The organism is Gemmata sp., from assembly GCF_051859125.1.
In the GTDB taxonomy this organism is placed as follows: Bacteria; Planctomycetota; Planctomycetia; order Gemmatales; family Gemmataceae; genus Gemmata.
The window spans coordinates 1-18070 of the sequence record NZ_JBHYGG010000061.1 but is presented as its reverse complement, the minus strand read 5'-3'; the positions used below and the strand labels follow the sequence as shown (position 1 = coordinate 18070).

The window sequence follows — 18070 nt, the reverse complement described above, 5'->3', positions numbered from 1 at the left end:
CCCTACCAGACAGTTTGCCTTTGGTTTGTAGGGGCCGCCCTCCGTGGCGGCCCGCCAACGACCGATGACTTCAACCGTGCAGCGTCGGGACTGGTGCCCACACAGGCCGGATGCCTGTGCCACCCCAAGCGTTACTCGATGGCGAACGTGAACGTGCCGCCGGCCGCGACGCCGACCTTGACGGACGCGATCGACTTGCCGTCGGCCATGCGGGCCAGGATCTCGTCGGCGATCGCCGGGAGGACGGTGCCGGTGATGATGTGGTCCACGTTCCGCGCCCCGCTCTCGACCTCGGTGCAGCGGGCCGCGATCGTGTCGACGACCACCGGGTCGTAGGCGAACGCCGCCTTGTGGTTGAACCGGAGCCGGTCGCCGATCTTCTTCAGTTGCAGCTCGATGATCCGCTTCAGCACGTCCTCGCGGAGCGGGAAGTACGGCACCACCACCATGCGGCCGAGCAGCGCCGGCTTGAACCACTTCAGCAGGTCCGGCCGGAGCACCTCGGCGAGCCCCTTCGCGTCGGGGGTCGTCTCGGGGTCGGCGCACGCCTTCATGATGGTGTCGGTGCCGGCGTTCGACGTGAGCAGGATGATCGTGTTCTTGAAGTTCACGTCCTCGCCGGTGTCGTTCTGGAGCACCCCCTTGTCGAACACCTGGTAGAAGATCTCCTGCACCGACTCGTCGGCCTTCTCGACCTCGTCGAGCAGCACGACCGAGTACGGCCGGTTCTTCACCGCGTTCGTGAGCACCCCGCCCTCGCCGTACCCGACGTACCCCTTCGCCGAGCCGGTGAGCCGCGACACCTTGTGCGCCTCCTTGTACTCGCTCATGTTGACGACGACCATGTTGCGGTCGCCGCCGTAGAGCAGGTCCGCGAGGGCCATCGCGGTCTCGGTCTTGCCGACCCCCGACGGGCCGACGAGGAGGAACACGCCGACCGGCCGCCGCGGGTCGGAGAGGTCGGTGCGGGCGGTGCGGATCCGCTCGGCGATCGCCTCCATCGCGTGGTCCTGGCCCACGACCCGGTCCCGCATGTGCGCCGGCAGGTTGCGGAGCGTCTCGATCTCGTTGCGGACCATCTTCCCGATCGGCACGCCGGTGAGCCGGGCGACCACCTCGGCGACCGCCTGCCCGGCGACGACCGGGTACACGAGCGGCGACTCGCCCTGGATCTTCGCGAGGTCCGCGGTCAGCGAGGCGAGTTCGGCGGCGGCCGCGGGGTCGACCGCGGCGGGGTCCGCAACGGCCTCGATCTTGTCGCGAACGGCGTGGAGCTGCGTCACCACCTTCTGCTCGGCCGCGAGTTGCTTTTCCAGCTCGGCGGTGCGGGCCTCGGCCGCGGTCCTGCGGGCCTTCAGGTCCGCGAGCCGCTCCGGGTTCCCGCCGGACACGCGGCCCTCGCGCTCGAGGAACGCGATCTCGTTTGCGAGGTACTCGATCTCGCGCCGCGAGTCCTCGAGGGCCGGCGGCGTCGCGAGCTGGCTCAGCGACACGCGACCGCACACGGTGTCGAGCAGGCTCACCGCCTTGTCGGGCAACTGGCGGTCCGGCATGTACCGCACCGAGAGGCGGACCGTCTCGGTGACCGCGTCGTCCATCACCCGGACCTTGTGGTGCTTCTCCAGCACCGGGAGCAGGCCGCGGAGCATCCGCACGGCGTTCGCCTCGCCCGGCTCCTCGACGCGGACGAGCTGGAACCGCCGCTTCAGGGCCGCGTCGGTCTCGAAGAACTTCTTGTACTCGGCGAACGTGGTCGCCGCGATGGTGCGGAGTTCGCCGCGGGCCAGCGGCGGCTTCAGCAGGTTGGCCGCGTCGTTCTGCCCGGCCGCGCCGCCGGCCCCGATCATCGTGTGGGCCTCGTCGATGAACAGGATCACCGGCGTCGGCGACGACTTCACCTCCTGGATGACCGCCTTGAGCCGGTTCTCGAACTCGCCCTTCACCCCGGCCCCGGCCTGGAGCAGCCCGAGGTCGAGCGACCGCAGGTCGACGTTCTTCAGCGGCGGCGGCACGTCCCCTGCGGCGATCCGCAGCGCGAGCCCCTCGACCACCGCGGTCTTGCCGACCCCGGCCTCGCCGGTGAGGATCGGGTTGTTCTGCCGCCGGCGGGTGAGGATGTCGATGACCTGCCGGATCTCCGCGTCGCGGCCGACGACCGGGTCGATCTGCCCGGCCCTGGCGTTGGCCGTCATGTTCACGGTGAACTGGTCGAGCGACGGCGTCTTCGAGGAACCGGTGGGCGCGGGGTGACCGTCCGGCCCGGCGGCGGCGGGGGCGGCCGCTTCCTGCTCGTTCTCCTCCGAGGCGAACCGCGGGAGCAGGTCCTTGAGTTCGCGCTGGAGCCGCTCGCCGCCGATCTTCGCGAGTTCGGGGACGGCCGTGGTCGTGCGGGCCGAGAGCGAGCGGTCGGTGAGCAGCGCCGCGAGGACGTGTGCGGTGCGGACGCGGGTCGCGCCGTACTCGAGCGACGCGAGCACCCACGCCTCGCGGACCGCGTCGAGGACGTCGGGCGACAGGTCCGGGGCGCGGCCGTTGCCGGTCTTGAAACGCCCCGCGGCCGCCTCCAGTTGCTGCCGGACCTTGGCGGCGTCAACGTCGTACTGCTTGAAGACCGCGACGAGGTCGTTGCCCGTCCCGTCGAGGAGCTTCAGCAGCCAGTGCTCGAGTTCGACGTGGAAGTGCGTGCGGGACAGGCACAGCCCGGCGGCCCCCTCAAGGGCGCGCTTGCTGGTGCCGTTGAGCTTCTCGAACAGCGAGCGGGGGTTGACCGTGGCCATGGGCGGGTCTCTGTGGGACTCGATTAAAGAAGAGGACTAACCACAGAGGCACAGAGACGCAGAGCAGACGAAAGACAGAGATGCTGTCGCTCAGAACCCGGCACTGTCCCGGCGGTTGGCTTTCTCTGTGTCTCCGTGCCTCTGTGGTTCACCTCGGTTTTGGGTCACACCAGTTCGCCGGGGGCGAGGCTCTTCCGCGGCACGACGTAGAGCGTGAACCGGAGGGTCGGGGTCTGCCCGGCGACCTGGACCGTCAGGTCGCGCTGGCCGTGGATGCTCCCGGCGATCAGGTTCTCGTTCAGCCGCACGGCGAGCGACAGCGACTTCTGCACGGCGGCCCACTCGGCGGCGGTCGCGTCGGTGGCGAGCTGGAAGTACGTGACCCCGCTCGGGTGCGGGAGCGACCGTGGGACCGCCCGGACCGGCGTGAACCGGAGCCCCTCGCGGCCGTCGCGGAACACGGCGTCCACCCGCTCCGAGCTGCCGACTTTCATGTCGAGCACGCCCGGCTGGGTCAGCACGCGGATCAGCTCGTCGCCCGAGAGCGTGCTCTGCACCGCGATGTAGATCTGCCACGTCGACTCGACCCACGCCGCCTCGAGGGCCACCTCCATGCGGAGCCCGGCCCCGACGAACGGCCGGCTCTTGTAGTCGGGCTCGACGAACACGTCGAGCAGCGCGTCGATCGCCCGCTTCAGGAAGTACAGCGACCCGCCGATGTCGTCGTGGTCGTACCGCGGGAGCGGGGGCGGCCGGCGGGACGGGCCGAACAGCGCGAGCTGGCCCACGCCGCGGCACAGTTCGAGGTACGCGGTCACCGGGTGCAGGCCGGACGTGAACGCGAGCCCGGCGAGCAGCGCGTACAGCTCGTTGAGCGCCCGCAACTGCGCGCCGATCAGCACGTCGGCCTGGTTCCCGCCCTCGAACGCGAGCCCGCGGTCGAGCACCTGCCCGGCGAGGACGTCGATCTTGGTGCCGACCCGGTCGTAGGTCGCCTGGAGGATGTCGCGGGCCAGCGCCGGCCACGTGTCGCACCCGAGGACCGGCGGGATGTACCCGGGCTCGAACTCGGGGCGGCCGTCGGCCCGGCTGGACCGCACGATCTTCGCGAGCGGCAGCACCGAGTAGCCCGCGAAGTCCTGGCCCGAGGTGAGGAGCTGCGCGTTGAGCCGGCGGACCACGACGGCCTCGCGGTCGTCGGCGGCGTTCTCGTCCTCCAGCTCCTGCGCGTCGAGCCGGTACCGGGCGAGGGCCGAGCCCGGGTCGGCCTCCGCGGCGTTCGCGCGGCCGAGCTGGAGCACCGGGACGGCGAGGTACACGGTGACCCGCGGGCCGCGCTCCAGGCCCGGCCGCAGGTCGATCGGCGCGAGGGCCGCGTCCTCGGGGGCGTCGAGGGTGGTGCCGTCGGGGAGCCGGGCGCGGAGCCGGCGGACCTGGAACCGCGAGTTCGCGAGCGCCTCCGGGTCGATGTCGAGGACGCGGCACCCCCAGGCGTACGGGGCCAGCGTGTCGGCGAGCTGGCGGGCCTGGTGGTCGGTGTGGCGGCCGGCCGCCTGGAGGTGGTGGGGCCGAAGGAACAGCCCTTCGTGCCAGTGGACCGCACGGGTGGACATCGCTACTTACCCCGGGGGGGGTCGGGCCGGCGTGACCCCTTCTGATATAATCGCCTCCGCACCAGAAGCAAGAACCCCGGACCCGCCCGATGCGTGACGACACGGCGCTGTTCGCGTACCCGGTGTTCGCCAGCGCCCTCCGGGTCCGGGAGCAACTCGCGGCCGGCCGCGCGCTGGAGTTCGAGCGGGAGCACTCGCGGCTCAAGGAGCTCCTGTCGGCCCCCGCCGCGGCGGCGACGATCGGGCCGCGGCCGGCCGGGCGGGCCGCGGCCCCGGCGGCCGGGTTCCTCGGGGTCCGGTACGCCCTGACGTGCTGGGCCGACGAGCTGTTCACCCAGGTGCCGGCGTGGCGGGACCGGTGGAACGAGCGGAAGCTGGAGGTCGAGCTGTACGGCTCGAACGACCGCGCGTGGCGGTTCTGGGAGCAGGCGAGGCTCGCGTCCGGGGCCGGGGACGCGGACGCGCTGGAGGTGTTCTTCCTGTGCGCGCAGCTCGGGTTCCGCGGCACCCTCGCCGACGACCCGGCCAAGCTCCGCGAGTGGGCCGACGTGACCCGCGAGTCGCTCCGCGAGCTGCCGGTCCCCGAGTCCCCGTTCGACCTGGAGCCGGACCCCGAGTTCGACGCGCCGCCGCGGCGGGCCGAGGCCCGGTTCGAGCGGATGCTCGGGGTCGCGGCCGCAGTGGCGCTGGTGCTGATCCCGGTCGCGGCGTTCGTCCTCGTGTCCGGCCTCGGCGGGCGATAGCCCGGCCTTCAACTTTTGCAGCACGAACCGGAGAGGAGTTACGCGGTGGGCTTGGTGGGGCAGACATTCGTGTCTGCCTCGTGAGGCGACTGGCGGCAGACACGAATGTCTGCCCCACCAAAAACAAGCAGATCCGAGCCACTGCCAAACTCCTACCGGAATCCCGATTGTTCTGGTGGCACAGGCCTCTGGCCTGTGTGAGCTTCCACAGGTTAGAGGCCTGTGCCACCGAACCCGGGCGGGCGAATGCTACCGGGTTCGCGGCGGAGTCCCGTGTGCTCGTTTCGAGCTTCGTGCTTTGAGTTTCGGATTTGGGGCGAAGCCCCGACCCCGGCAGGCCCCGCACCCATGCTCACCCTCGCCCGCTGGCTCTGGTCAAAGGTCACCGGGTTCTTCGGGCTCCTGCTCCCCGTGGCCGGCGAGACCGCCCGCGGGTCGCGGCCGCTCGTCTTCTGGGGGCTCCACGTCCTCGTGCTCGCCGCGGTGCTGGCGGGCCTCGGGTGGGCGAACGGGCGGTTCGACATCGTCCGGTACGTGGAGGCCCCGACGGGCTGGCTCGCCCGGGTGTGGCTCCCGCTGCTCGCGCTGATCCTGTACGCGAACGCCTGGGCCGCACTGTGGCTGTGGCGGCTCCTGCGCCCGGTCGCCCGCCCGTCCCCGTTCCCGGACCTCGACGCGGCGTGGGACGCGGCCGTCGGCGCGGCCGAGCGGGCCGGGGTGTCGCTCGCGCGGCTCCCGGTGTTCCTGATCATCGGGCGGCCCCGCACCGGCGGCGCGGCGGTGTTCGAGGCGGCCCGGGTGAAGGCGACCGAGTACGCCGCGCCCGGCGACCCGCCGGTCCGGCTGTTCGCCACCAAGGACGCCGTGTACGTCGCGGCCGACGAGTGCTCGCTGCTCGGCGGGCTCGCCGGGTGGGCCGCGACGGCCGACGCCGACGACGGGCGGCCCGACGACCCGGCCGCGGACCCGGCCACGGCCGACCAGTTCCCGACCCTCGCGGCCCCCGCCGACGCCCCGCAGGAGGCCGAGGCCGCGCCGCCCCCGGCCGCGCCGCTCGCCAAGGACCCGGCCCGGAGCGCGCTCCTCGCGGCCCGGTTCCGCCACCTGTGCCGGCTGCTCCGCGGCACCCGGCGGCCGCTGTGCCCGGTGAACGGGGTGCTGGTGCTCGTCCCCGAGGCGTGCACCCGGTCGCCGGCGCTCGCGAACCAGGCCGGGTTCTTCGCAGCCGAGGACCTGCGGGCCGCGGCCGAGGTGCTCCAGGTCCGGTGCCCGGTCATCGGTGTGGTGTGCGACGCCGAGCAGATCCCGGGGTTCGCCGAGTTCCTCGCCCGCGTCCCCGCGGCCCGCCGCAGGCAGCGGCTCGGGCGCAAGCTCCCGTACGCCGCGCGGCTGTCGGTCGCGGACCGGGCCGGGCTCGTCGTCGAGTCGGTCCGGTGGCAGACGGCGACGCTGGTGCCGCGGCTCGTGTACCGGGTGATGCCGCCGGTGACCGAGCCGCCCGCGAACGCCCGGCTGTTCCAGTTCGCTGTGGCGGTCCACGCGCGGACCGACGCACTCGTGCGGCTGTTCACGCGGGTGCTGGCCCCGGAGCAGAACGAGGCGGTCCTGCCGGGCGGGTGCTTCTTCGCCGCGACGGGAACGGGGCCGGACCGGCAGGGGTTCCTGACGGACGTGCTGGCGCAACTCGTGGAGGGGCAGAACCTGGTCGCGTGGACGGCGGCCGGGCTGCGGGAGGAGGCGGCGGTCGGCCGGCGGACCGCCCTCGGCTACGCCCTGATCCTCGCCATGATCGCGGCCACCGCCGGCCTGGCCGTGGTCCTCCTGGGCCGCCGGTGACCGTGGCGCGTCACCGCTTCGGGGCCGCGACCGGCACCTCGCAGAACGTGAGCGCCGCGAGGCCGTTCTCGCCGCGCAGCAGGTTCGCCTGGCTCCACGCGGCGCTATCGAGGTACGTGATCTTGCCCCCGGTGGAGCCGGCCGTGAGCTTCAACCGCACGTCGTTCCCCAGGACGGACCCCGACGCGACCTTCGCCTTCTCGCCGTCGAGGTAGAACTGGCTCACGAGGGCGTCGTTCCACTTCACGGGCTGGTCGAACTCCAGCACCAGTTCGTCCTTCTTCTCGGTGGCAAAGTACGCGCGCCTGAGGTTCGGCGGCGTGATGCTGGTGGTGGGCACCTTCCCGTAGTGGTCGCGATCGACGAGCGGGCAGATGAGCCGGGCGAACTCGGCGTACCCCGCGGCCGGGAAGTGGCACCCGCCGGGCGGGTCGATCCCCAGCGTGGACATGATGCTCATGTTCGAGAACGCCGTCGGCAGCGTCCGCTGCACTTCACGCAGGCGGTTGTCGGAGCCGTTGATCCCCATCGCGCACGACTTGGGCCAGATCTGGAACACGTAGTAGTGCTTGACGTTCGGGAAGTCCTGTTTCCACGCGGCCGCCAGCTCGATGAAGAGGTTGCGGTAGTTCTCCCAGCCATAGCCGCCCGTGGGGCCGTCGGCCCCTTGATCGTTTTCGCCCTGGTGCCAGAGCACGCCGCGGATGCCGTGCGTCAGCTTCGCCTGGCGCACGCGCCACAACAACCGGCCGTAGATGGTCGTGCCGTCTTCGGGGTCGGCCGCGTTCCGCTGGTGCTGGTCGATCCGTGTTCCGCCGACCGCGCCGTTGATGAGGCAGATCGGGATCTTGTGACCCTCCACCAGCCGCCGGGCCAGTTCCATCCCCCAGTAGCCGACCTGGAGCTTTTCCGCGTCGCGGCTGCGGTGAACGGCGTTCCCCCAGCCACCCTCTGGTTTCGGGCTGCCGGACATGCCGCCGAAGGTGCGGACCCACTCGCTGCGGAACGCGGGGTCGGCCTTGCCGAAGTCGGTCGCCACCGCGTTCGATTGGCCGTTGATGATGTACGCGTCGCCGCAGACGAAGTTGCCGACGGTTTCCAGCACCCTCTCGCGGCCGCCGGTGCGGGTGCCGAACTCGACCTTGTACTTGACGAGCCCCGGCTTGAGCTTCGCGGAAAGGGCGAAGGACTTGTCGGCCGCGGGCTTCAGGTCCGTAGTGCCGACCAGCTTGTCGTCGGCGTAGAGCTTGAGGAACACCGTGTCGGCGGCTTCGGCGAGCGTGCCGTTGTAGTGAAGCGTCCCCTCGTTGCTGTCGTCGCGGGCGTAGAACTGGTTCTCGACGGGCTTCTCGTCCTTCGCCGGGGTGCGCGCGACCCATGCGTCCTTCGTTGGTTCGGTCACTACAAGGGTGACGAACTGCGTCGTCGGCTTGCCGCCGTTGTCGATCGCCACCGCGACGGTCAGCGTCCCACTGTTCTGGGCGCGCTTCAGGACGAGCTTCCCGGGCACGGCCTCCTGAATCGTGGCGAAGTCGGTCACCTTCCAGCTGTAGTTGAGCTTGTCCGCACCCTTCTCGCGCATTGCTTCCAGATTGGTGACTTGCGGCACGACCTCGATGGTCTTGCGGCCGTCCCACGTGGCCGGGGCCGCGAGCGTGAACACCGGCTCGGGGATCGCTTCCGTGATCGTGACCGCGACGGCGGCGGTCTTCACTTCGCCCGGGTAGACCGCCTTCAACTGGACACTCAGCGACTGGTCCCCGACTACGCGGCCGGCGTCGAACGTGAACGAGAAGCGGTCCGTCGCCGCAACGGTTTCGCGGCCGTCGCGGGTCACGATCCAGTAGAGCTTCTGCGCGCCGCCGGCCTTCGCGGTGAGCGTGACGCTCTTCCCTTCTTCAACGGACACCTTCGTCTCCGAGACGGAGAACGCGGTGCCGGCCTGCACAATCGGCCCGACCGCCGTCTGCATCGGCTTCTGGTTCTCGTACTGCAACCGGACCCAGTCGGCCGAGCGCGCGACCTTCGAGACGCGCACCTCGTCGAGGTCGCCCACGAAGTCGTAGTTGTTGTACCAGCCGCCGATCCACAGCCGGGCCGGGGACTTGATGTTGAGCGGCCCCGACGCCGTCGCGGAGGCGCCATCGAGCGCGCCGTTCACGTACAGTCGCGAGTTCCCCTTCTCGTAGGTGTGAATGACGTGAACCCATTCGGCCCGGGGGAGCACGCTCTTCCCGGCCACGTTCGCACCCGAGAAGAAGCAATCCATGCCGACGTGCGGCGGACTGCGGTACTGCATCACCACCTTCCCCTGCCCCGCCTGATTGCCCCAGCCGATGATCGTCGCGTTCGGCCTCTCGGCCCGGAACCACGCCTCGGAGCTGTGGGACTCCGCCCCCGTGGGATAGTTCGTGATCTTCTCGCCGCAGAACACCCCCTGCTTGCCCGCGAGGTGCCGGGCCTGACCCACGATGCCGGCCGCGGGGGTCGTGCCGACGTCCTTCGATTCGAGTGTGCCGGCAGCGTCGCTCACCGGCCCGTTCATGTGCCAGACGCTGAGGTAGCCGTTCGTTTCGTTGAACACCGCCTTGCCGCTCGACTCCGATTCGGCGTCGGCCCTGCCCCAGTGGAGCTTGATCTCCTGCCGCGCGTTCCCCTGAATCTTCGGGACGCGGACCCACACGCTGGCGGTCCCCTTCGCCGCGTCCCATTCCTCGATCTGGTACGCCAGCGGCTCGCCCTTGGCCGACGCGAACCGGAGGTCCTCGCCGTTGGCTCTCGCCTGGCTGAAGTCGAAGAAGTCCTTGTTCAACCGCACGAGGAGCGGGAAGCCCTCGAGCGCCGCGGCCGCCGGGAGGTCGGCCCCCTCGGGCGTGGTGAGGACGGTGACGGAGCCGGAGTGCTTCCACCCCGGGTAGTCGGCGGAGACCGGCCCCGCGACGGCGCCCAGAAGTGCCACGGCGAGCATGCGCGTCGTCATCGGGGAGTATCCTTCTTGGGGGCGGGGCTCAGGACACGTCGACCACGGGCCGGCCGAGCACCTCGGGGCGGACGGTGATCCCGAGGCCGGGCGCGGAGCCCGCCGCCATGAACCCGTCCACCCGCTGCGGGGCCCCGGTCGCCGTGCTGACGGTCACGTAGCTGTTGAAGTCGGTGCTGGTGAACCGGAGGTCCTCGGGGGTGCTGTGCGCCAGGTGGGCGATCGCGGCCGTGGCGACGTCGCCGCCCCAGGTGTCCTCGAGAGTCATCGCGATCCCCATGCTCACGCACAGGTCGCGGGCCTGCTTCGCCTTCGTCAGCCCGCCGAGCTTGCTGATCTTCAGGTTCACCACGTCCATCGCGAGGTCGGCCCGGGCCCGCAGGAGCGTGTCGAGCCCGTCGATGTTCTCGTCGAGCACGAACGGGTGGTCGGTGCGGCGGCGGACCGACAGGCACTCCTCGTAGGTCAGGCACGGCTGCTCGATGTACACGTCGAGGTCGCGCACGGCCCGGGCGACCCGCACGGCCTCGTGCTGGGTCCAGCCGGTGTTCGCGTCCGCGACGAGGCGGTCCCCCGGGCGGAGCACGGCCCGGACCGCGCGGATCCGCTCGATGTCGGTGTCCGGGTCGCCGCCGACCTTCAGTTGGAACCGCGTGTACCCCTCGGCCCGGTAGCCCGCGACCTTCGCGGCCATCGCGTCCGGGGCCTCCTGGGAGATCGCCCGGTACAGCCGGACCCGCTCGCCGAACCGGCCCCCGAGCGCGACGCACACCGGGACCCCCCAGTCCTTCCCGATGATGTCCCAGCACGCGACGTCGACCCCGCTCTTCGCGTACGGGTGCCCCTTGAGGGCCGCGTCCATCCGGTGGTTGACCGCCGCGACCCCGCGGGGGTCGAGCCCGATCAGGTGCGGGGCCAGCTCGCGGAGCCCGGACCGGACCCCCTCGGCGTAGGCCGGCAGGTACGCCGCCCCGAGCGGGCACACCTCCCCGTAGCCCACAACGCCCGCGTCGGTCTCGACGCCGACGATGGTGCTGTCGAACACGGTGACGGACTTGCCGCCGGACCACTTGTAGTTCCCCTCGCGGAGGGGCAACTCGACGCGGTGTGCGAAGATGCGGGTGATTTTCATGGTGCCGGGAGTTTACCCGGTGCGGGCGGGGGCGTCTTGACCCGGAGTCGAGGCTCGGGGTCAAAACGCGCACACCCGGGCGCGTTCACCAGCGACCGGGGCGGGTTCGGGGTGTGGCTCCTCGCGCCGCAGAAGCCGATCGAGCCGTCGCTGGGGTGAAGGAGGCCCTTGTGCCGTACACATTCGCGGGATACTTTGCGTGTTGGCGTGACCGGCGGGTCCACCCTCACGCGCAGCACGTATCCCGATAATCCCGAGTTCGGCGAAGCAGAGGTTAGCGATGAAGGCGGGCAGCCGAAAGTGGGACGAGGCGATCTGGGCTGCTGGGGCGGCGGGTGAACGCCCCGATTGGGCCGATGTCGTGTGGTACGCGGTTGATGGGTTTGGCTGCGTGGGGATGTTCACATCGGCCGGGCCGGGACCGATTCCCCGAACCGTGTTTCGCAGCCTTGAGGCCCACAACTCGCTGGCCAAATACCTCCGCGACCTGCCCTTTAAGGGCAAACCTGAGTTACTGATCCGCTACAAGCGGACCGACGTTTGGAGGCAGGCGGCCGAGCAAGGGCTGTATGCGTTCGACTACGACTGCGACAGTGAGTTGCCCGCCGGCTACCGTCTGGTCGCCCGCCCGCCGGCGTCGCTTGCTCTCAGTCTCAGCACCCTACCGACTTGGGTTCAGGAGCAGTTCGGAGACCTCTGCGTCTCGAGCGAGTCATTCGCAGAGTCGGCCGGACGTGTCCTGGATTTATCCGGCGTTCGTTCAGGGTTGGTCGCGTAGCGTCGGACCGCTCTCATGGCCAACCAACTTGAATGTAACCGAAGCTCCGGGGAGCGGGGTGAGCGCCCGTCCTGACGCCTGTCGAAGCTCGATCCACTCGCACTCGCACACCACACGCGTTCCTCCCGGAATCACCTGGCCGCACCGGGATGATTCGTTCGTCGGCATCACATCTCTTCGGAGTGACAACGGGCTGTCACCGACACGGGAGCTCCCAACCGCTCTACGGGGTCGGCCGGTCATCACGTCAGTGGCAATTGCCTGTCACTCACCCAGAACGTGTGCCCGCGACGGTGTCGGTGGCGAGCGCACGCGCTGCGCCATTTCCTCCCAGCGCGGTGGGGCGAGCACCCCTCGCTATAACGCACACAGCTCCCAGGGATTATTTCGGCGAAGCCGGCTTTTGTGGCGAGGACGGCATGAACACAGAGTTGATCGTCGAAGCGGCCCGCGACACCCTCGCCGGGACGGTCCCGTTCCCGGAGATCGTCGCCAAACTCGTCGCCGCGGGCGTGGAGTACTACCACGTCGATTACGTCGGCCTGAGGATGAACTTCTACGGTCCCGGGGGCGGCGTGCTGGCGACCCCGGTCACCTTCGAGGGCATGCCACCGGTCGGCGCCGCGCTCGACGCGGCCGCCCTGCGGGCCGCGATCGCGGACAGCCAGCGCAACGGGCAGAGGTTCCGCGACTTCAGTCGCCGGGCGATGGAGGCCGGGGTGCAAGGGTACTTCGCCTTCCTCCGCGGCAAGCGGGTCACCTACTGGGGCCGAGACGGCGAACAGCACACCGAGTGGTTCCCGGGAGCGGGCCCCGCGCGGTCGTGACGGTCGCCGCCCGGGCGGCGAGCGAGGTGCCGCAGCGGACGGCGCGGCATAAATTGGTTGTGTGACTCCTGGCTCCCCCGGCGGGCAGGCGAGCGGAGCCGTTCGGCGGCGGCGGGCGCGGGGTGCCCGCGCCGTGGATCGGAGACGGCCATCGACACCATTCATGAACTCGCGCGGCTCATCGAGCACGAGCGGGACGCGCTCCTCGCGGGGTGGCGGGCGAAGGTCCGGGCGCTGCCCGCGGCCCGGGACCTCGACGCCCCGACGCTCAACGACCACATCCCGGACCTCCTGGCCGAACTCGCCGCCGCCCTGCGGGTCGGGTCGAACGAGACGATCCCCGAAGCCCTCCTCGACGCGAGCCCGCCCGCCCACGGCCTGCAGCGGGTCAGGGACGCGTTCGACATCGAGGAGGTCGTCGCCGAGTACAACATCCTCCGCGGGTGCATCCACGACCTGGCCGAGCGGAACGGGCTGAGCATGCGGGGGCGGCCGTTCCACGTCCTCAACCGCGTCCTCGACGGCGCGATCGGGTCGGCAGTGGAGGCGTTCGCCACGCAGAAAGCCCTCGAGGTCCGCAACCGCCGCGAGGAGTACCTGGCCTTCGTGGCCCACGACCTGCGCACCCCGCTGAGTGCCATTTCACTGTCCGCGCGGGTGCTCGAACTGCTCCTCGCCCGGGACCCCCTCGACCAATCGCAGGCCGCACGGATGCTCAAGGCCCTCAACCGGAACGTGCAGCACCTGGAGGTGCTGGTCGGCAAGGTGATCGAGGAGAACTCGAACCTGGAAACCGAGGTCGGGGTCAAGCTGGAGCGCCGGGACTTCGACCTGTGGCCGATGGTCGAGGGCCTCGTTCACGACCTCCACCCCGTCGCCGGGACGTGTACCACGCGGCTGACCAACGCCGTGTCCGAGGACTTCGTCGCCTACGCCGACGCCGGCCTGGTGCGGCGGGTGCTCCAGAACCTGATCGCCAACGCGATCACCTACACGCCGCGGGGGGAGATCGTCATCGCCGCGCGGGCGACGGGCGACGGGGGCGTCGAGTGCTCGGTCCGCGACAACGGGGGCGGGATCCCCCCGGAGCGGTGCCGGGTCGTGTTCGACAAGCACGAGACGGACCCCGACAAGGAGGGCGGCCTGGGCCTCGGGCTCGCCATCGTGAAGACGTTCGTCGAGGCCCACGGCGGGGAGGTGACCGTCGAGAGCGAACTCGGCGTCGGCTCGACGTTCCGGTTCACCCTCCCCGGGCGAAAGGGTAAGGACTAGCGGACGGACCGCCGGTGGCCTGGCGCATCCGGCACACGGCGTGCGACTGTCATCTTGTCCGCAGGCCCCGAACCCTCTCGTCACTGCTCCGCACGCTCCCCGCCGGCGTCCCCATCCGGGGGCGGGTCGATCGCGTCGCGGTAGGGCTTCTCGGCCTTGTACAGCTCCAGCCGCGCCTCGTACTCGGGCCGCAGGTCGCCGGCGACGAGGGCGATGGCCTTCTCCTGCCACCGCACCGCCTCGGCGAAGTCGCCGGTCTCGGCGTGCGCCGCGGCGAGCGTGTCGAGGTAGCCCGGGGCCTGGTACTCGCTCAGTTCGCACGCCCGGGTCGCGTCCCGCAGCGCGGCCGCGCCGTCGCGGACCGCGTCGAGCGGGCACGTCGCCCGCAGCCACGCAACGTGGTTCAGCGTCGCCGGGTCGTCCGGGTCGATGTCGCGCGCCGCCAGGTGGTCGGCCAGTGCCGCGGGGAAGTTCCCCGCGCGGTAGTGGATCGCGGCCCGCAGGTTCAGCGCCGCGTCCGACTTCGGGTTCCGCTCGACCGCGACCGAGATGTCGGCCAGCGCCGCGGGCCAGTTCTTCGCCCGCCGGTGGGCCAGCGCGCGTGCGAAGTACGGCTTGCCGGCCTCCGGCCTCAGGCGGATGGCCTCGGTGAAGTCGGCGACCGCCCGCTCCGGGTCGAGGAGTTCGTGGTACGCGTAGCCGCGCTGGATGTACCCGGCCGGGTCGTCCGGGCTCAGCTCGATCGTCCTCGAGAAGTCGGCGACGGCCGCGTCGAGGTTCCGGGTGCGGATGTGCGACAGCCCGCGGTTGAACACCGGGGCCGCGTCCGTCGGGTCCAGCGCGACCGCGGCGGTGAAGTCGGCGATGGCCCGCTCGTGCTGCTTCAGCTCGGCCAGCGCCACGCCGCGGAGGTTCAGCGCGCCGATGTGCCCGGGGTCGAGCCGCAGCACCCAGGTGAAGTCGGCGACGGCCCGCTCGTGCTCGCCGACCCCGGCGAGTTGCCGCCCGCGGTACCAGAACGCATCGGCCGACGTGGGGTTCAGCCGCAGCGCCGTCGTCAGGTCGGCGATCGCCTCCTGGTTCCGGTCGAGCGACTCGAGCGACAGGGCGCGGTAGGTGTAGGCGCGGGCGTGCCGCGGGTTCAGGCCCAGGGCGCTCGTGTAGTCGGCGACCGCGTCCTCGTGGCGGCCCTGCACGGCGTAGGCGTTCGCCCGGTTGAAGTACGACCGGAACGTGTCCGGTGCGAGCGCGAGCGCGGCCCCGTAGTCCGCGTACGCCGCGTCGTAGTTCTTGAGCCGGCTGTACGCGGCGGCGCGGCCGTTGAGGGGGTCGGGGTCCTCGGGACTCAGCTCGATGGCGCGGGCGAAGTCCGAGAGCGCGCCCTCGAGGTCGCCGGCGTCCACCCGGGCCGTCGCCCGGTTGTGGTACGCGGCCGAGTAGTCGGGCCGCAGCTCGACGGCCCGGGTGAAGTCGGCGACCGCGTCGGCGTGCCGCCCGGCCACGGCCAGCGCGTTGCCGCGGAAGAAGTACAGGTCCGCGTCGGCCGGGTCGAGGTCGATCGCACCGGTGAACGCCTCGGCGGCCTGGCGGTACTCGCCCCGGCGGCTGTAGGCGTGACCGAGGCGCACGAGGGCGGGGACGTCCGGCGGTGGGAGGTGCTGCGACATGCGGCAATTATACGGGCCGCGGCCCCTCGCCACAGAGCCCGGTTCGGGGTATCATCGCACGCATCCCGCCCCACACGCCGGCGTTGCCTCAAAAGCCGAAGCACGAAAATCGAAGCACGAACAAGGCCCAGAGATCGGTGTGCGTCTTTCGAGCTTCGAGCTTCGTGCTTCGGGGCGAAGCCCCCACTCCCCTCCCGCGAGGTGTCCATGTCGCGCTGCCGTCACGACTGGGTCGTTGCGTTCGCCGGGTTCAGTTGCGGCCTCGCCGCGGTCGTGTCGCTCACCAGCGGGGTCCGCGTCGCCTCGGGCCAGCCGCCCAAGGGGCTGGTCGTCGCCCCGGCCCCGCAAGCGCCGACCCTCGCGGCGGCCGCCCTGGGCGCGAAGGTCGGCGAGAGCGTCGAACTCACCCTCACCGGCACCAACCTCAATGACCCGGTCGGCGTGCTGCTGAGCTGCCCCGGGAAGGTGACGATCCCGACCGACAACAAGAACGGCACCGACGCCGGCAAGCTCCGGGTGAAGGTCGAGCTGCCGGCCGACTGCCCGATCGGGCTGCACACCATCCGCGTCGCCACCAAGCAGGGCGTCTCGAACTTCCGGCCGTTCGTGGTGGACGAACTCGCGGCGGTCCCCGAGGTCGACACGAACCGCTCGAAGGACACCCCGCAGGTGCTCGCGGTCCCGACGGTCGTGACCGGCCGCACCGACAACGAGGCGAGCGACTTCTTCAAGGTAAAGGTGAGCCCCGGGCAGACCGTCGCGTTCGAGGTGATCGCCCGCCGCATCGGCTCGCCGCTCGACCCGATCATCGTGCTGCACGACGCGAAGACGAAGCGCGAGATCGTGGAGCTGTACGCCGACGACACCCCCGGGTTGCAGTCCGACTGCCGGCTCACGCATGCGTTCAAGGACGGCGGCGAGTTCCTCGTCGAGGTCCGCGACACGACCTACCGCGGCGGGGCCGACTTCTTCTACCGCCTGCGCGTCGGCGAGTTCCCCGGCGCGACCACCGCGTTCCCCGTTGCGGTGCAGCGCGGCCAGACCGCGAGCGTCGGGTTCGCCGGCCCGAACACCGCCGACGTCCCGCCCGTGAGCGTCAAGGCCCCGGCCGACCCGACGCTCGCCGCGGTGTACGCGTCGCCGAAGAAGGGGGGCGCGAGCGGGTGGCCGGTGCCGGTGCGGCTGAGCGACTGGCCGGAGAGCGCCGAACAGGAGCCGAACGACGACCCCGCGAAGGCGAACAAGCTCCCGGTGCCGGGCGGCGTGTCGGGCCGGTTCGAGAAGGGCGGCGACGCCGACCACTTCGCGGTCGCGGTCAAGAAGGGCGTGAAGTACGCCGCGAGCGCCGCGACGTTCGAGATCAACTCCCCGAGTGAGGTGCTCGTGCGCGTCCTCGACGACAAGGGCAAGGAGGTCGCCCGCAGCAACCCGACGCAGCCCGCGGCCCGCGTCGAGTTCACCCCGGCGGCCGACGCCACGTACACGCTCGCGTGCGAGCAGCTCAACTTCGTCTCCGGGCCGAACGAGATCTACCACCTGACCGTGGCGCCGGTGACGCCGGACTTCAACATCGTGCTGGCGCTAGACCGCTGCGAGGCCCCGGCCGGCGGCGGCACCGCGGTCGGCGCGACCGTCACCCGCCTCAACGGCTACGCCGGCCCGGTCGAGTTGAGCATCGTCGGCGACCCGGCACTGAGCGGCACCGTCACGCTCTCCGCGGGGCAGACCGTCGCGTTCGTCCCGCTCATGGTGAAGGACGGCACCAAGCCCGGCGCGTACCCGTTCCGGGTGCAGGGCAAGGCGACCGTCGGCACCGAGGCGATAGTGCGGACCGGGACGCTGGTGGACACGGTGAAGGCCACCCTCGGCGGGATGCCGAACCCGCCGCTCGAAATGATGAGCAACTGCGCCGCGGGGGTGACCGAGAAGCCGGCGTTCACCGTGAAGCTGACCGCCGACCCGGCCGCGATCGAGAAGGGGAAGGGCGGGAAGGTGCTGGTCGAGATCGAGCGGGGGGCCGGGGCCGACGGCGACGTCGCGGTCGCGCCGGTGTTCCCGCCGCCGAACGTGACCCCCGCGGCCGCCAAGCCGATCGCGAAGGGAGCGACCAAGACCGACCTCGCGCTGACGGTCGCCGCCGCCGCCGCGACCGGCCCGACGCCGCTCGCGCTGAAGCTCACGACGAAAGTTGGCGGCAAGGACTACGCCGTCACCCCGCCGCCGCTGGTGATCGACGTGACCGAGCCGAAGAAGGCGGAAGCGAAGAAGGACGCGCCGAAGAAGTGACGAGGCGAGAAGAGCTTGATCCGCAGATTACGCACATGGACGCAGATTAGAAATCCGAGGACAGAAGAGGCCGTTGTCGCCGGAGCCCCGGAGGGGCGGCGGAGGGTAGCCAGGGGTGGAGCGAGTCTTCGAGCGGGAACCCCTGGTCCGGGGCGATCC

11 protein-coding genes are annotated in these 18070 nt (G+C 71.1%); 6 read left to right on the top strand and 5 right to left on the bottom strand.

Annotated features, from left to right (window positions below):
- Nucleotides 1–131 precede the first annotated feature (131 nt).
- Nucleotides 132–2777 carry a type VI secretion system ATPase TssH gene (gene tssH / locus ACTIGN_RS07655; protein ID WP_439622445.1) on the bottom strand — a complete coding sequence of 882 codons (2646 nt, stop codon included), beginning with the start codon at nt 2775–2777 and terminating at the stop codon, nt 132–134.
- A 164-nt stretch (nt 2778–2941) separates the two neighbouring features.
- Entirely contained in the window at nt 2942–4390 is a 1449-nt protein-coding gene (tssK, locus tag ACTIGN_RS07650) for a type VI secretion system baseplate subunit TssK (RefSeq protein WP_439622443.1), read from the bottom strand.
- Between the two features lie 89 nt (nt 4391–4479).
- On the opposite strand from tssK, the gene ACTIGN_RS07645 reads away from it, so the two are divergent.
- Both ACTIGN_RS07645 and ACTIGN_RS07640 read left to right on the top strand, forming a co-directional pair.
- A complete protein-coding gene (locus tag ACTIGN_RS07645) occupies nt 4480–5133 on the top strand; it encodes a DotU family type IV/VI secretion system protein (protein WP_439622441.1) in 654 nt (217 codons plus the stop codon).
- 348 nt (nt 5134–5481) lie between these two features.
- A complete protein-coding gene (locus ACTIGN_RS07640) occupies nt 5482–6969 on the top strand; it encodes a type VI secretion protein IcmF/TssM N-terminal domain-containing protein (protein ID WP_439622439.1) in 1488 nt (495 codons plus the stop codon).
- Between the two features lie 10 nt (nt 6970–6979).
- Here the strand turns inward: ACTIGN_RS07640 and ACTIGN_RS07635 are convergent, their stop codons facing one another.
- Together ACTIGN_RS07635 and ACTIGN_RS07630 are read right to left on the bottom strand one after the other, a co-directional pair.
- Nucleotides 6980–9949, bottom strand: a complete 2970-nt coding sequence (locus ACTIGN_RS07635) for a DUF2341 domain-containing protein (RefSeq protein ID WP_439622437.1) — start codon at nt 9947–9949, stop codon at nt 6980–6982.
- Nucleotides 9950–9977: 28 nt separating this feature from the next.
- On the bottom strand, nt 9978–11081 hold the full coding sequence (locus ACTIGN_RS07630; RefSeq protein WP_439622435.1) for a cis-3-hydroxy-L-proline dehydratase: 1104 nt from the start codon (nt 11079–11081) through the stop codon (nt 9978–9980).
- 280 nt (nt 11082–11361) lie between these two features.
- Between ACTIGN_RS07630 and ACTIGN_RS07625 the strand changes: the two genes are divergently transcribed.
- From ACTIGN_RS07625 to ACTIGN_RS07615, 3 genes are all read left to right on the top strand, one after another.
- Nucleotides 11362–11859 carry a hypothetical protein gene (locus ACTIGN_RS07625; RefSeq protein WP_439622433.1) on the top strand — a complete coding sequence of 166 codons (498 nt, stop codon included), beginning with the start codon at nt 11362–11364 and terminating at the stop codon, nt 11857–11859.
- Between the two features lie 419 nt (nt 11860–12278).
- Nucleotides 12279–12686 (top strand): DUF1398 domain-containing protein, encoded by a 408-nt coding sequence (locus tag ACTIGN_RS07620; RefSeq protein ID WP_439622431.1) that lies wholly within the window; start codon nt 12279–12281, stop codon nt 12684–12686.
- A gap of 57 nt (nt 12687–12743) precedes the next feature.
- Entirely contained in the window at nt 12744–13958 is a 1215-nt protein-coding gene (locus ACTIGN_RS07615; protein WP_439622429.1) for a sensor histidine kinase, read from the top strand.
- An 80-nt stretch (nt 13959–14038) separates the two neighbouring features.
- Here the strand turns inward: ACTIGN_RS07615 and ACTIGN_RS07610 are convergent, their stop codons facing one another.
- Entirely contained in the window at nt 14039–15625 is a 1587-nt protein-coding gene (locus ACTIGN_RS07610; RefSeq protein ID WP_439622427.1) for a tetratricopeptide repeat protein, read from the bottom strand.
- Nucleotides 15626–15832: 207 nt separating this feature from the next.
- Here ACTIGN_RS07610 and ACTIGN_RS07605 point away from each other — a divergent pair, with 207 nt between their 5' ends.
- Nucleotides 15833–17911 carry a hypothetical protein gene (locus ACTIGN_RS07605; RefSeq protein WP_439622425.1) on the top strand — a complete coding sequence of 693 codons (2079 nt, stop codon included), beginning with the start codon at nt 15833–15835 and terminating at the stop codon, nt 17909–17911.
- Nucleotides 17912–18070 lie beyond the last annotated feature (159 nt).